The organism is Mycobacterium sp. 852002-10029_SCH5224772, assembly GCF_001667315.1.
Lineage (GTDB): Bacteria > Actinomycetota > Actinomycetes > Mycobacteriales > Mycobacteriaceae > Mycobacterium.
This window is the reverse complement of sequence record NZ_LZHT01000012.1, coordinates 18,383-33,395: the sequence shown is the minus strand read 5'-3', so window position 1 is coordinate 33,395 and position 15,013 is coordinate 18,383. Positions and strand designations below refer to the sequence as shown.

Below are 15,013 nucleotides of genomic sequence, written 5' to 3'. Positions count from 1 at the left end.
TGGTCAGGTCACCAGCGCCAGGCACAGCGCCGCGACTGCCAGGCCCTGCAGGACGGCCCTGGTGGTGATCGCCCTGTCCCAATTACGTTGCAGCGCCCGAGCATTGGTGGGCAGTTCGGGCCGGGCGACCCCGGCGATGAGTTGCCGATTGATCGGCGCGCTCACTCGCAGGTAGACCAGCAGCCACACCAGCAGCAGGCCGACGGAGGCGCCGGCCGCTCCGGCTTGCACCCAGCGGCCTGACGTCGCGGCGAACACCGCACAGATTGCCGCGGCCACCAGACCGATCGCTCCCGGCACCGGCATGCGGCGGTCTCCGTAGCGGTGGACGTTGCCCATCACCGCGAGCAGGGCCGGGTCGTCGATGTGGGCCAGCGCCGGCCGCTGCACCACCGCGCAGAACACGTCGGTGCCGTAGACCACGGCCGCGCCCAGCACCGCGACGACCCCGAACAACGTGGCGATCATGATGCACACTCCCTCGTCTCCAGCAGGTGTTAGCAATGCTAACCCCCAGCCCCGGGGCGTGTCAATAGCGGCGCTAGCACTTGTATCGGCGCTAGCATTACCCGATGGCCATCGAAGACCGCCGGGCACGCGAACGGGCCGCCCGTCGCCGGCTGATTACCGCGACGGCGCGCAAGCTGGCCGAGGACGAGGGCTGGGACGCCGTCACCACCCGTCGGCTGGCCACCGAAATCGAATACAGCCAGCCGGTGCTCTACAAACACTTCTCGGGCATGGAAGACATCACCGCGTCGGTGGCCATCGAGGGATTCGGTGAACTCGCGGACGCGCTCCGCGCCGCCCGCGGCGGCGCCACCGACGGCCGGACCGCCCTGGCGCAGGTTGCCCACGCGTTCATCGCGTTCGCTCGTGACAATCCCGCACTCTTCGATGCGATGTTCACCCGGGCGACAACGCTGCCGTTCGCCGCGGCGGACACCCCGGCCGAGTTGACCGAGGCCTTCGCCGAACTGCGCGCGGCGGTGGACCTGGTGGCAGGCCTGCGGGACCCCGACACGTTGACCGAAGTGGTGTGGGCCGCCCTGCACGGATTGGTCAGCCTGGGCCGCAGCGCCCGGTTACGCCCGGACCATCACGCGGCCCGGGTCGACATCCTGATCGACGGATTATGCGGCACCAGCACCCCGATGACGTGAGGCTTGCCGCGAACGCGTCCCACGGCCAGCCGGTTTCCGAAGCCGAGTGAGCAGACCGGTCATCGCCCGATGACCGGCGGTTGGAACCCCAACAATTCGGTTGCGGATCAACCCAGTTCAACGACACCGGCAACTCCGTCGGGGAAAGCGCCCAACATATCCTCTGCCATAGACCATAATCGGGCTGTGGACCGACGCCAGAACCGGCAACAGAGCCAATCGCCGATGACGACCTTGAAGGAGCTACCAGCACTGGTGGTGCTGGAACGCATTCCGGTTCCGGTGCTGGCCATCGGCGACGATGGCAGTATCTTGTTCGCCAACACCGCTTTTGCTGACATGATGGGCTACGAGCCGGAGGAGACCCTGTCGCTGCGGTTCGAACAGATCTTCCATCACGCACCCGCGTCGGAATCGCTGCTGGCGACCGTCCATGCTCTCGCGAACATGGTCGTCGAGCTGGCGCATAAGGACGGCTCGGTCGTGCGCGCGATGATGAGCAAGTCCGCGGTGCGGCGGGTGGATGACCAGTTCGCCCTTGCCGCGTTCCAGGATCTGACCGAGCAGCTCTGGGAAGAAGCGCGCTAGCGGGCGCCCTCAGCGGCGCGCCGCGGAGTCAAACTCTATCGGCGCCGCCATGATTCGCGCCTGACGCGCCACACGATCACCCCGGCACCGACGATGGCCACGGCGACCCAGCCCGCACCGAACCACCACAGCCAGTCGAGGTCCGAATGGCTTCCGGATCCCGCGCCGACCGCACCGGCGGCCAACGGCGGGTGATCGACGGTCACCGGGTCCTGTCCGGGCACCGATACTGCCGCAACGCCTTTGAGCCTTTGCCAGTGCTTGTTGTTGTCGCTCTTGAGCCACCTGATGAGTTCATCAAGCTGCCCGGGTGCTCCATTGGACGTCGCGATCAGCAGTGACCGGCCGCGGTTGAAAACCGTTTGAAGAGAGGCGAACCGCAGGACCGGGTCCAACGTGAGCTTGGCCGGCTTGTCGCCGGGCCCGACGGCGTTGACGGTGATCGGACCGCTGGGCCCCGCCGACACCGGAAGCGCGACGTCGGAGTCGTTCCACCCGTCGGCGGCAATCAGCAGTGCGGGATCGGACGAATCGATGGCTTGTTTCACACTCGTGACGGTGGTACTGATCGGGATCGAGCTCATTCGTTGCAGGCCCACCATGATGTCGAGCCCGCGCACAGTGTCAACCAACGAGTGCTCCGCGATGCCCACCTGGACGCGGGGCATCAGTGTCTGCGGCACCGATTGGAAGCCGTCCGGCACCGGCGGGGCGGCGGGGCTGCTCTGAACGACGCTGTCGCCGTTGACGTTCAACGTGAGCAGCTGGTTGCCGGGTCCAGCAGTGTAGAAATCTCCGCAATGTCCGACGTTGCTCGCGACGTCGAGTACCAAATCAAGGTTGGTGTAGCGCTGTAACAGCCGGTCCGGCACATCGACCCAGCGGTCGATGTTTCCGCTGCCGTCGGTGGGCCAGTGGTCGACGGTCTCCGGACCGATTGTCGCGGCGATGCGGCCACCGATATTGCCGGGAGTCGGGGTGTAAGAACCTTGCAGGTGCACCCGAACCGCGTGGACGGATCTGCCAAACCGGGTCTGGTCCAGCCCGATCGACACCCGCGGTTGCAGAGAAGTCGAGTTGGCGAAGGACTGCCCCAGCTCCCGCAGCGTGGCGGTGTCGCCGGGCAATTGCACTTTGGGCTTCCGCGATTCCACCGCGGCCTTGGATGAAAAAGCCAGCTCCGACAGGTCGCTGAATAACAGAGCCGTGTCTGATTCGTCAGTTCGGTTGAGGGGTCCGGAGATCAGCAGCCACGGCACACCCGAGGAGCCCTGCAGGGAAAGGCCGTTATCGGGTCCCTCTTTGATGACGACCTGGCGTTCCAGCGATTGCGGGGGCGCCGGGGGCGCCGACTGCCCTTCCTGCAACGGAACCACCACGATCTCGGGGTTCTGTTTGCCGTAATGCGCGGCCGCGGAAGCGGCCAGTTGAATTGCGCTGTCGGACTCGGCTGTCGACGGCGATTGCGGCAGATATATCGTCAGCTTCCGCAGTACCGGCGGCAGGAAGTGGGCCACGGTGGTGGGCGGCAGTTCTATCCCGGCGTAGCTGACCGACCCGTTGGTCAAACGCAGCGGGCTCTCCTGATACAAGCAATATCCGTCCAACGGCACCAGGTACGCATGCACCGTCACCGTCAACCAGTTGTCGGCCACGTCCGCTCCGGCCAAAGGGATGACGAGCGGCGCCTGATCACCGGTGGGCAGGTTCAGCCTCGCGATCGTGCGTTCGCCCTGAGTCACGGTGATCAACCCGGACCGAAGATTGATCGGTAGTTCGGCGGTCACGTTCAGCGCCGCCGGCGTCAGCCCGTGCAGCACCGGAAGGCTCAGCTGCTGGTTGCTTGTCAGGCCCCAGAACTCCAACGCGGGCGCGGATCCAAGGTCGGTCAGCGTCAGCGTCGTGGTCGCAGTCGTCGTCGTAGTCGTCGTAGTCGTCGAGTCCGACGGGGCGGTGGGGTCGGCGGGCGCACCCCATGATGCCGGAGCGCTCATCACCAAGAAACCGACGACACCGGCCAACGCAATTGCGCGGCGGAGGGATTTCCGGAACGTCACCGCAACAGTATGCATTGTTGAAAGCGCTTCAACCCCAATAACGCAAACGCCGCTGCGGCAACCGCGAAAAGGTGTCCCGCGACGGCTCTCACCGAAAGTTAATCGGTTTCCGGCGCCTCAGCGGCATCGGCACGGGGAGCGTTGGCCCCGGTATGCCGCATCACTTCGCGGCGCAGAAATTGCTGAAAGTAGGGCAGCGACGCTTCCGAGACAATGCCGGGGAGCAGCAGTTCCCATATCTGATGCAACCGCGCGAACGGGTCGCCGATGACGTCCCCGATCCTGCCGTGACTGGATATCGCGGTCGCTATCAACCGCGTCCCGGCGATGGTGCCCACGATCGACGCGCTGAGCACGTCGGGTTCGATGTCGCTCCGCAGGTCGCCTTCCTTGACCGCGCGGTGCGCCTCCTGAGCCGTCTCCAGCACCAAGTTGGCGTAGAAGCGGGAGGCAGCCTCGTTGAATCCGCTTAACGCGGTGGCCAATTGCGCCCCGGCCCGGGCCATTTTGTCGGAGCCCAACACGTCGACGATCGTGAATGAGCCGTGCACAATATTTTCCAGGCCCGGCGATGACGACTTGCAGACATTTCGGTAAGCGCCGAGCAGCGTGTCCGAGCCTTCTTCGATGATGTTGGAGGCCAACGATTCTTTCGAGTCGAAGTGGTGATAGAGCGCGCCCTTGGTCATTCCCGTCCGCTCGATGATCGTGCTCCATCCGGCGGCCGCATAGCCGACCTCGCCGAACACTTCGATCGCGGAATCGAGAATCTTTCGCCGAGTGGCCTCAGACCGAACCTGGCGCGGCATTACCGCTGCACCTCCCGGGTCTCGTCGGTACAGATCGCCTGCCGTCGCGCTTACTGCGAGTCGGCATCGTCTGAACCGGTGTTGACCGCGAGCGCCGCACGCCGCCTGAGGAATTGGCGGAAATAGTCGCTGCGGTCGGGTTGCAGAATCCCGGTGAGCAGCAACAACCAGCACTTCTCCAGGTCGAGCAGGAAGCGCTCCGGGTCATCCAGGTTGCTGGTCTTGCGCAGTCCCATGTGCAGCGAGACCATCATGCGGCCGATGTCCTGCGGGTCGCACTGCTCGTTGATGTCGCCCTCGGCCTTGGCTTGCTCGGCGACTCTGCCCAAGTTTTTGATCCAGCGGTCGAACAACTTCGCCTGGCTGCCGTCGGGCAGGCCGACCGACTCCATCAGATTCAGTCCCGACCTGACGAGGTCCAATTTGATATCCCGGATGGCGATCAGATACGAGAAGTCGATGAGCGTCTCGAGGCCCGAGAGCCCGCGCGTCAGCAGCTCACGCACGCCGGCCGCGCCGTCCTCGACCTGGCTTTCGATGATGGCGACCGCCAGGGCGTGCTTCGACTTGAAGTGGAAGTACATTGCGCCCTTGGTCAGTTCGGCCTCGGCGAGGATGTCGTCGAGACCGACGTCGTGGTAGGGCCGTCGGGCGAACTGGTGCGACGCGGCCCGCAGAATCTGTTGCCGGGTCGCATCCGCGCGTCCGTCAGTCGAGTGTGTCGTCATCGCAATCGAGAGCTCAGTTCCCCGCGGCGGGAGTTGTCGCGCAAGTCTCGCCGCCGAGGCTGAGGCCGCGGGCGGTACCGCCCGCCTTGATGTCGAAAGACGCCTTGCTCATGCAGGGCACACATACCTCGGTTCTTCAGGGATTGGGAGCGAACACGCATCCGCGTCGCTCAAGATTTCTCGCCCACTTCTGAGGTTAGCAGTCATACGGCTGTCCCGGTTGACGCCAGTGTAAATACTTACGGTTTATGTCACAGCGTGTTGTCAAACCTATAGTATGTTTTATACGCTATTGTGCGTACGTCAGTCTGGTTAGGCCCCTGGATCGTCTCGACCGTCCGTATCGCACGAAGGAGAACGCACATGTCCCCTCTCACCACGCCTTATTCGGGCCGCGTGGCGGGAGGGGACATGGGCACGGTGCGCAGGCCCACGGCCTTCCTGGGGTCCACCAGCTTCCACGAGGTGGGACTAAATGCCTTCAGGCAGGCGTCAATGACCCCTGGTCTGATGACATCAGCTTCCAATACTTTTGGTATGGCGCTCGGGCCTGCACTGGTCTTGGAGAATGTCGCGGGTGCTTCGCTCGCGACGCTGGCAGTGACGCGATTCGAGACGGGGCGGGCCTGAAGTGATCGATTTCGGAGCGCTTCCCCCGGAGATCAACTCCACGCGCATGTACGCCGGCCCTGGCCCTTTCTCGCTTATGGCCGCGGGCGTGGCCTGGGACGCCTTGGCCGCCGAACTGCACGCCACGGCAAGTTGCTACCGGACAGTGATCGCGGGCTTGACCACCGGACGTTGGTTGGGCCCCTCGTCGCTGACCATGGCCTCCGCCTACGCGCCATACATGGCGTGGGTGGCCGGAGCCGCCGCCCGGGCCGCGGAGACGGCCGGGCAAGCCAGACTCGCCGTGGAGGTTTTCGAGGCGGCCTTCGCGATGACCGTCCCGCCCCCGGCGGTCGCCGCCAACCGGGCACAGCTCGCGACGCTGGTCGCGACCAATTTCTTGGGCCAGAACGCGGCGGCGATCGCGGCCACGGAAGCCGAGTACGGCGAGATGTGGGCGCAAGACGCCGCGGCGATGTATGAGTACGCCGCGGGCTCGGCGGCCGCGTGCGAGGTGACACCCTTCAACCCGGCGCCGAACGTGACCAATGACAGCGGGGTGACCCAGCAGGCAGCCGCGGTTGGACGGGCGACCTCGGAAAGTGAGCAGGCGAACCTGGCCAGCGTGGTGTCCAAAGTCCCCACCACGCTGAACCAGCTTTCTTCGCCAATGTCCGTTGCGGGCGAGACGGTCACCGATGCCGGCGGGACGACGGGCACCATCGGCGCCGGGGCAAGCGACGCGGCCACCTCATCACTCATGACGGGCCTCGCGTCGGGTCTGCCCGGCGCCATTCCCAGCGCTTTCTCCGCGGCAGCGACCCCCCTGTATGGGATGTCCTCCGTCCTCGGCATAGCCCAGACTGCCCAAGGCTTGGCAAAAGCCGCCGGCGACGGAGTCATGGCCGCTGCCTCGGGAGCGGCGAGTGCGGCCAGTTCGGGTGCGGGAGCGCTCGGATCGATGGGCTCGCTCGGATCGGGAGTGCTTGGCAGCCTCGGCAGCGCGGCCTCGCTGGGGCATCTGGCGGTGCCGGCCAGCTGGACGAGCGTGATTCCGGCCGCCAACAGCGCCGTTTCGGCGTTGCCGGCCATCAACCTCGCGGGCGCACATGTGCCGCCCAGCGTCATGGGCTCGCTGCCCCGCGTCGCAGCCACCTCGGGCAAGTCGCTCGGACCCCGATACGGCGTGATCCCGACCGTGATGACCCGGCCGCTCTCCGCCGGATACGCGTAGGCGATCCCGTGCGCGAACAGGTATTTGTGACGGCCCGGTGCAGGAGAAGGAGCGGTAAGTGAAGTACACGCCCACCAAGGTCGCCGGGGTGACAATCATCGACTTGGAACTGCGCCGCGATCACCGCGGGTATTCCTCACGTTCTTTTTGCGCGCGCGACTTCTCCAACCACGGGCTGGATTTCGAAGTCGCGCAGACGAACATCTTCTTCAACTACACCCGCGGCACGGTGCGTGGCCTGTACCGCCGGGTGCCGCCCCACGCCGAGGCCAGCCTGGTCCGCTGCACCCGCGGTGCCATCGCCGTCGCCGCCGTCGACGTCCGCCCCGACTCGCTGACCTACGGCGACCACGTGATGGTCGAGTTGAACGCCGATGACCACCGGACGTTGTTCCTGCCGCCGTATGTCGCTCACGGCTTCCAGACGCAGGTCGACGACACCGAGGTCGCCTTTCACGTCAGCGGTCAGTACATGATGGCCGACGAGCAGGGGATCCGCTGGGACGACCCCGAATTCGGTATCTCGTGGCCGCTGCCGGTCACGGTCATCTCCGAGCAGGACGCGAGCTGGCCCTCGCGCAAATCCAGGTTGGCACCAGTAGAGCAGGTGGCGTCATGCGTCAGTCGGTGATCGTTCCCCCCACGGTGGATGTCGTGCAGCCCAGGCGGCGAGAGCCCAAGGCCTGGCCGGACGGCATGACCGCGTTGCATCGCAACGAAACCGGCAGTCGGCCCGTGCCCGCTCTTCCGGTGGTCTCTGCCACCGGCAACGCTTTTCGGCGCTGGCAGGACAAATATTCGCAGCAGCTGCGCATCAGCGACTCGGTGATCGTCTTCGCGTCGGTGATGCTCGCCCAGTACGTCCGGTTCGGGGACATCGCGAACACCTCGGGTTACTCGGACCCGATGATGACGCTGTTTTCCTTCCTGTTCACGGCGCTGTGGCTGTCGGCCCTCGCGGTATTCCAAACGCGCTCAACGCGAATCATCGGGGCGGGCATCGAGGAGTATCGACGGATCGGCACCGCGTCCTTCTGGACATTCGGAATCATCGCCATGGTGACGCTGCTCGCCAAGGTCGACTTGGCCCGCGGCTATCTGGCGATTGCGCTTCCGGTCGGCACTCTGGGGTTGCTGGCCAGCCGAAGCGTGTGGCGAAAGCACATCTTCCGCAAGCGAGTTCAGGGCGAATGCCAGACCCGCGTTCTGGCGATCGGAGACCGGCAGTCGGTCGCGCACCTCGCGCATGAGCTGGCCCGCAATCCGCTGGCCGGGTGCGTCGTGGTCGGCGTCTGCATTCCCGGTTACGGGCCCGCCCGCGGCAACACCCTGACCATCGGGGGCCGACAGGTCCCGATCCTTGGCGACCAAACCCACGTGGCTACTGCGATCGGCAGCTGCGGCGCGGACACCGTGGCCGTGACGCAGACGGATCACTTTGGGATGCACGGGATCAGGGAGCTGCTGTGGCAGCTGGAGACGATGGACGTCGATCTGGTGGTGTCCCCCGGGGTTATGGACGTGACCGAGGCGCGGTTGACCCTTCGCCTCACCGGCGGGCTTCCGCTGCTGCACGTCGACAAGCCGCAATACGAAGGAGCGCACCACTTTCAGAAGCAGGCCTTCGATTTCCTGTTCTCGCTGGCGGCGCTGGTCGCCACAGCACCGCTGCTCATCGTCGCCGCCATCGCCATCAAGCTGACCAGCAAGGGGCCCGTCTTCTACCCGTCGGAACGCATCGGCATCGACGGAAAACCCTTTACGATGCTGAAGTTCCGCACGATGGTCGACGGTGCGGACACCCAGCTCGAGCACCTGCGGGCCGTCAACGAAGGTGCGGGCGGCGTGCTCTTCAAGGTGCGCGAAGACCCCCGGGTGACCCCCATCGGCAGAATTCTTCGCCGATACAGCATCGATGAGCTGCCGCAGTTCATCAACGTCCTCAAGGGGGACATGAGCGTCGTCGGGCCGCGCCCCCCGCTGCGCCGCGAAGTCGACAACTACGACGGCGACGTGAAGCGGCGGTTGCTGGTGAAGCCCGGAGTCAGCGGGTTGTGGCAAGTGAGCGGCCGGTCGGACCTTTCCTGGGAAGAGTCGGTGCGGCTGGACCTGTCGTACGTCGACAACTGGTCGATGTCCGGTGATCTCGTGATTGTTGCCAAGACGGTGAAAGCGGTGTTGACGAGCCACGGAGCCTACTAGGCTCGCGAGCCATGACTGAGCCAACGGCACCCGCCGCGGTGGTGCCCTCGGTGCCGCTCGCCCGGATGGCTCACGCGTTCTCGATCCAGCTGATCTGCCGGGCCCTGGGCATGCTCGCTTCGGTGGTTTCGGTGGCGATGACCGCCCGCTACCTGGGACCCGGACGCTACGGCCAGCTCACCATCGCGGTGGCGTTCGTCGCGATGTGGACGAGCTTCGCCGATCTGGGCATTGCCACCGTCATCGTGCGACGGGTGACCTCCGGGCGTGGCGAACTCGAACGGCTGGTGCGCATCAACAGCGGCCTCGCCCTTCTGTACTGCGGTCCCCTTGCGGTGCTGGCGGCCGGGTCGGGGTTGCTCATCTATCACGACGCCGAGGTGCGCGTGATGCTCGTCGTGCTGTCGGGCGGGCTCCTGCTGCAGACCATGACGACGCGATTCGAACCGGTGTTCCTTGCCACCGTCCGGTTTTTCGCGGTGGCCATCTCCGACGTCGCCGCCCGGGTAAGCACGCTGGCCATGGTTGCCTGGCTGGTCGCGGTCCACTCGGATGTCATCTGGTTCGCGGTCGCCCAGCTGATCCCGCCTGCCGTGCAGCTGGTGATCCAGGGCGCCGCCGCGTTGCGGCACATCTCGGTGCGGCCGCTGTTCGCCCCGCGGGAAGCCGCCGACCTGTTAAGAGAAAGCTTGCCGCTGATCGGATTTATGATCGTCGGGCTCCTGTACTGCCGCGCCGACGGCGTGATCCTGTCGCTGCTGAGCACCCACTCCGAGGTCGGCGTGTACGGCCTGGCCCTCACGATCTCGTTCAACACGATCGTGGTCTCGCTGATCTTCCACAAGTCGACGCTGTCGACCGCCACCGAACTGTTCTCGCGCGATGTCGCGGCATTCACCCGTTTTCTGCGCCGCAGCGTCGAATTGATGTACTTCGTGGCGGTCCCGATCGCCGTTGTGGGCGTGCTGTTGGCCGGACCGTTGATCGGCTTGTTCGGCAAGAGCGCGTTCATCGAACGTGGGACACCCACACTGGCGTTGCTGTTCGTCGCCGCGGCCCTGCGGTTCGTCGGCGGCACCCTGGGCCAGGGTTTGGTGGCTTCCCATCAGCAACAGGTCCTGCTCTGGTTGACTGTGGCCACCCTCGTGCTCAACGTCGCGCTCAACCTCGCCCTGGCCGGGCGGTTCGGCGCCGTCGGTCCCGGCGTGGCGCTGGTGTGTACGGAACTGTTCAACATGACGATCTCCAGCTGGTGGCTGCGCCGCCGCTGCGGTTATCGCACGCCCGTGATGTTCGTGCTGCGCTTGCTGGTTCCGACGGGCGCAAGTGTCGTTGTGACACTGCTACTCTCGGGCCACCACGTAATCCTGGTGCTGACCGCGGCGGCCGCTGCCTACCTGGCCACCAGCGCGACATTCGGTCCGATCAGCTGGTCGAGCCTGGCGTCCTTGCGGGCCACGCTGCGCGAGAAGCAGACGACGGCATGACCCGTGAGACGGACCGGGCATATCTGAAGCGCCCAGTCGGCGACACCGCCGGGTTGCCGTCGACGCGCTCACTGGCCGTGCTGATCGTGAGCCACTGCGGCCGCGAGTCGCTTGAGGTCTGCCTCGACAGCGTCGCCGAGCATTTACCCGGGCTGCCGGTTCACGCCTATGATCACAATGACACGGAGCACGCCGAGCTCGTCACGAAATACCCTGCGGTTCACTGGTTTCCGGGGAAGATGAACGTCGGCTTCGCCGCAGCCTGCAACGCCCTGGTGGAGCACATTCCCGCCGATGCCGACCTCCTGTTGCTGGACCCCCATGCCCGCCTGCTCGGGCCACTGGACCGGACCCGCGAGTTGCTGGGCGAGCCCAGGGTGGCGGCGGTTTCGCCGCTTGCGCGTGACGCCGCCGAGCCGGGCGGGGCGCCGTGGGACGTCGCCGCCCGCCGCCACACCGTCACCCGGGCGCTGAGCGCGGCCGCCGGCCGCTCCGGCCCTTCCCGCCGCACGCCGCCCTCGCGGCGGTACTCTCGCCAGCCCCCCGAATCACGAGGCGTCGACGGTGATTTGGAGCCTGTCTGCCTGGCGATCAGCCGCGCGGCCTGGAACACCATCGGCGGGTTCGACGAGGAGTACTTCGGCTACGGCGAGGCGGCCGACTGGCAGGCCCGGGCCCGCGCGGCGGGTTGGCGCATCCTGCTCGCCGACGAGCTCGGCGTCGAGCGCCGCGATCCTGTCAGCAACGACGGCCTCCGACAGCGCCGCAATCGGGACTTGGCGCGCACCAACACCGCGCTGTTGCTCGAACATCAAAACAGCGTTCACCACGCGGACGTATACCTGGCCGGCACGGCCGCGCTACAGCGACTGCGGCGGCCGAAACACGCGCGTCGGCGTACCGACCTGCCATCGATCGTCATTGCCACCAACCGCCTGGTCTATGGCGGCGCCGAGCGGCAAAAGGCGCTCCTGGCAGCGGAATTGGGCCGCCGCGGCTACGCGGTCACCATCGTCTGCGTGCAGCGGTTCGGCCCGCTGATCGCCGAAATCCCGGACACGGTGCGGGTGATTCGCCAGCCGTGGTGGGCGCCGATGGTCGACATTGCCAAGGGCCCGGCGGTATTGATCACCGGCGACACCAATACCGAGGTCGGCTTCGGCACGTTGTGGCGCGCCGCCGGCAGGAGCCGTCGATGGATGGTCGCACCGCACGTCCCTCCCGAAGAGGACCGGCCGATCTACTCGCGGCCACTGACCGCCGCGATGCGCCGAGCGGACGGTTTCATCGTTCTGGCGCAACGGCATTGGGACATGCTGACCAAACAGCATCGACTCTGGGGGCGGAGCTTCGTCGCGCCCAACGGTGTCACCGACATCGGGGAGCCGAGCCCTCGGCGTCGCAGCGCCGGCGAGCCGCTGCACTTGGTCATGCTCTCGCGCATCGTCGAGCACAAGAACCCGCACCTGCTGATCGAGGCGCTCAGCGGGCTTGCCGGAATGCCATGGAGGTTGTCGATTTTCGGTGACGGGCCCGATCGGGAGAGGCTGCAGGCGCGCACACCCGCGGAGTTGGGCGATCGTGTCCAGTGGCGCGGATGGTCGGCAGGGCCGGGCCCCGCGTTGGCGGACGCGGACCTGCTGTGTGTTCCCAGCCGCTCCGAGGCCTTCCCGGTGGTGATCCTCGAGGCGATGGCCCGGGCGGTGCCGGTTGCGGCGTCGGCGATTTGCGCCGTTCCGCAGATGCTGGATTTCGGAGGCGCGGGATTCCTCGTCGAGCCCGTCTCCGTGTCGGGATGGCGAGAACACTTGACCCGGATCATGGCCGACCCCGATGCGCTGCCGTCGGTCGGACAACGCGGTTACGAGCGCATGCGCAAGCACTACACGGTCGAGGCGATGGCCGATGCCTACCTGGATGCGATCGGGGCGATACTGTGAATTCGCCGCGGGTGCTGTGGCTTTCGCCGTGGACGCGACCGGCGGTGCGGGTGCAGGCCGAAGCGCTGCTGCGCCACGGCGCCGACGTGCTGTTGGTGACCTCCGATCAGCATCCGGAGTCCGACGCCGCGCGCGAGTACGAGTTGGTACTCGACCCGCGCTTTCGCACGGCAGCGTCTTGGCCGCCGGCCCTGAAAGCCTGGCGCCGCGTGCGCAGATTCCGGCCGGACGTCGTGATCGCCGAACTGGTGCGGGATCCACGTTGGATCGCGTTGGCCGGGCGGACGCCGCGTATCCAGGTGGTGCACGACGATCGGCCGCACGACCCCCACGAGCTGACGCCGGCCTACGAACGTGCCGTGTTCGACCGCTGGGCCGCACGCTCGGCCGCCACCATCACCTACAGCGACTATGTCGCGGCCGCGGTCTCGGCTCGCCGCGATGTCGTGGGCACGCCGGTGCATGTCGTGCCATTGGCCAGCGACCTCGATCTCGACCGCGTTCCGCCGTTCGTGGGGGCCGAACAACGCCGGGATTTCGTCATGTTCGGCCGGCTCAACCCGTACAAGAACGTCGATGTCGTGCTGGCGGCCTGGCAGCGGCACGTGGTGGGCGGTGGCTGGCGCGGCGACAACCTGGTGCTCGTCGGCGGCGGGTCGCTGGACGCCGAAGCCCTGCCCAAACACACGCGCTGGCGTAACGGCAGCTTCCGCTACGCCGATGTGATCCCCACGCTGGCCGCCGCCAAAGGGTCGCTCGCCCACTATCGGCGCGCCTCACAGAGCGGCGTGCAGTCGCTTTCGATGCAGCTGGGCGTCATGCCCATCGTGTCGACCGCCGGCGCGTTGCCCGAATACCAGCCGCCGGGTCTGGCCCCGGTCGGCGTCGACGACGTCGCCGGGCTCGCCGCCGCCTTCGACCTCTTGGCCGATCCGGTGACCGCGGCGCGGCTGGGGGCCGACGCGGCACGCCACTACGCGCACCGATGCGCCGTTGACCTTGTCGCCGTGCGCATTTTGGACGTCATCGCGGAGGTGCTGGATCGTCGGCGGTGACGGGCTGCTCAGGCGAGGCCTTGCCAGAACGTCTCCAGCCACCCGGTCAGCTCGCGGGCCCGGCCCAGCGCATCGGGCGGCGCCGATCGAGACCGCGTCGCCGCGATGGCCGCCGGGAGTTCGCCTGTTTCCCGAACCACGGTCGCCAGCCCGGCACCCGCCAACTTCTCGGCGAACGGCAGCTGGTGCTCATCGACGTGCTCTCCGCGCGACGAGCGACGCGGCACGAGCACGGGATGTTTCCCTTGCTCGATGCACAACAGTGCCGATCCGGCGCCCGCGTGGGTGATGGCGACGGAGGCCCGCCGGATATGCGTGCAGACGTCCCCGAAGGACAGGAAGCGCTCGAACGCGGCGTGGCGCGGCTCGAACTTGCAGGTTCCGAGCTGCACGAAAAAGTCCTCCCCCACCCTATTCGTGCGCGCCAGCTCGTCCACCGCGCGCGCCAGCCGGTCGAAGGGATGGACCTCCATCCCCATGATCACGAAGATCACACGATCCTCCCGTGATATTCGGTGCGGGGAATCCGGTCGGCCAACTCGGGCCACTGCACCAGAAAGCGGGAGGCGAACGGCTTCACCATGCGGGCGGTGAGCGAAAGCTCGGTGATGCGGGTGATGGATTCGACGAACACGGCGGGAATCCGCAGCAGCCAGGCCAACCAGAGGAAGGGCGCGGCTACGCCCGATCCGGTCGTCAAGATCATGGCGGGGCGGTGGCGGATCAGAAGGCGTAGCGCCAGCACCAGGTTGCGCAGCAGGTTGGGCACGTTACGGACCGTCGGGTGCGCGGCCCAATAGACCTCCCGCTCGTCGCGCAGCAGATAGCGCGCGTCGGCGGTCCCGAAACTCACCCAAAACCGATCCTTGTCCTGCCAGAACTCCCGCAGGCAGAACATTTCGTAAATGTGCCCACCGGAGGACGCGATGAGGAGCAGCCGGCCCATGTCTTCCCTCGCTTGAGGCGCGTGCCAATCTCCCGGCAACGTCGCGACGGTCCCGATGTCAAGTGTCGTGCTGTGCAGCGGCCGACGGCATAACCGAGACCGTGTTGAAAAGACTAACTCCCGTCGTGGCCGCCGCCCGGTTGCCGACGGCAAAGAGATCGAGCAGATTTCGCGATGATGCTGCGACCGGATGCT

Annotated in this window: 14 protein-coding genes; 8 read left to right on the top strand and 6 right to left on the bottom strand. The window is 66.5% G+C overall.

The annotated features are described in order from the left end of the window. Positions 1–3: 3 nt before the first annotated feature. Entirely contained in the window at positions 4–477 is a 474-nt protein-coding gene (locus tag A5775_RS03810; protein ID WP_082952868.1) for a DUF1772 domain-containing protein, read from the bottom strand. A 95-nt stretch (positions 478–572) separates the two neighbouring features. Between A5775_RS03810 and A5775_RS03805 the strand changes: the two genes are divergently transcribed. Both A5775_RS03805 and A5775_RS03800 read left to right on the top strand, forming a co-directional pair. Next, positions 573–1,163, top strand: a complete 591-nt coding sequence (locus A5775_RS03805) for a TetR/AcrR family transcriptional regulator (RefSeq protein ID WP_067247767.1) — start codon at positions 573–575, stop codon at positions 1,161–1,163. 225 nt (positions 1,164–1,388) lie between these two features. Further along, entirely contained in the window at positions 1,389–1,751 is a 363-nt protein-coding gene (locus A5775_RS03800) for a PAS domain S-box protein (protein WP_067247763.1), read from the top strand. A gap of 35 nt (positions 1,752–1,786) precedes the next feature. On the opposite strand, the gene A5775_RS03795 is transcribed toward A5775_RS03800, so the two are convergent. The 3 genes from A5775_RS03795 to A5775_RS03785 all read right to left on the bottom strand — a co-directional run bounded on the left by A5775_RS03795 (position 1,787) and on the right by A5775_RS03785 (position 5,345). Further along, a complete protein-coding gene (locus tag A5775_RS03795) occupies positions 1,787–3,823 on the bottom strand; it encodes a hypothetical protein (RefSeq protein WP_067247760.1) in 2,037 nt (678 codons plus the stop codon). 83 nt (positions 3,824–3,906) lie between these two features. After that, complete coding sequence (locus A5775_RS03790) at positions 3,907–4,617, bottom strand: TetR/AcrR family transcriptional regulator (RefSeq protein ID WP_067247756.1); 711 nt, start codon at positions 4,615–4,617, stop codon at positions 3,907–3,909. A 50-nt stretch (positions 4,618–4,667) separates the two neighbouring features. Then, a complete protein-coding gene (locus A5775_RS03785) occupies positions 4,668–5,345 on the bottom strand; it encodes a TetR/AcrR family transcriptional regulator (protein WP_067247752.1) in 678 nt (225 codons plus the stop codon). Positions 5,346–5,976: 631 nt separating this feature from the next. Here A5775_RS03785 and A5775_RS03775 point away from each other — a divergent pair. The 6 genes from A5775_RS03775 to A5775_RS03750 are packed head-to-tail and all read left to right on the top strand — an operon-like array spanning position 5,977 to position 13,872. Next, the gene (locus tag A5775_RS03775) at positions 5,977–7,188 is read left to right on the top strand and encodes a PPE family protein (protein WP_067247745.1); all 1,212 of its coding nucleotides are present in this window, start codon (positions 5,977–5,979) and stop codon (positions 7,186–7,188) included. 58 nt (positions 7,189–7,246) lie between these two features. Further along, entirely contained in the window at positions 7,247–7,819 is a 573-nt protein-coding gene (locus A5775_RS03770) for a dTDP-4-dehydrorhamnose 3,5-epimerase family protein (protein ID WP_067247742.1), read from the top strand. Further along, on the top strand, positions 7,804–9,390 hold the full coding sequence (locus A5775_RS03765) for a sugar transferase (RefSeq protein ID WP_067247739.1): 1,587 nt from the start codon (positions 7,804–7,806) through the stop codon (positions 9,388–9,390). Before A5775_RS03770 ends, A5775_RS03765 begins: the two co-directional genes overlap by 16 nt. An 11-nt stretch (positions 9,391–9,401) precedes the next feature. Continuing rightward, positions 9,402–10,877: a flippase gene (locus tag A5775_RS03760; protein ID WP_067247735.1), complete on the top strand. Its 1,476-nt coding sequence runs from the start codon at positions 9,402–9,404 to the stop codon at positions 10,875–10,877. Further along, on the top strand, positions 10,874–12,817 hold the full coding sequence (locus A5775_RS03755) for a glycosyltransferase (RefSeq protein ID WP_067247732.1): 1,944 nt from the start codon (positions 10,874–10,876) through the stop codon (positions 12,815–12,817). Before A5775_RS03760 ends, A5775_RS03755 begins: the two co-directional genes overlap by 4 nt. A gap of 11 nt (positions 12,818–12,828) precedes the next feature. After that, a complete protein-coding gene (locus A5775_RS03750) occupies positions 12,829–13,872 on the top strand; it encodes a glycosyltransferase family 4 protein (protein WP_067247886.1) in 1,044 nt (347 codons plus the stop codon). 8 nt (positions 13,873–13,880) lie between these two features. Here the strand turns inward: A5775_RS03750 and A5775_RS03745 are convergent, their stop codons facing one another. Both A5775_RS03745 and A5775_RS03740 read right to left on the bottom strand, forming a co-directional pair. After that, the gene (locus A5775_RS03745) at positions 13,881–14,366 is read right to left on the bottom strand and encodes a glycosyltransferase (protein ID WP_067247728.1); all 486 of its coding nucleotides are present in this window, start codon (positions 14,364–14,366) and stop codon (positions 13,881–13,883) included. Then, positions 14,363–14,818 (bottom strand): polysaccharide biosynthesis protein, encoded by a 456-nt coding sequence (locus A5775_RS03740; protein WP_067247725.1) that lies wholly within the window; start codon positions 14,816–14,818, stop codon positions 14,363–14,365. The genes A5775_RS03745 and A5775_RS03740 overlap by 4 nt, the downstream gene beginning before the upstream one ends. Positions 14,819–15,013 lie beyond the last annotated feature (195 nt).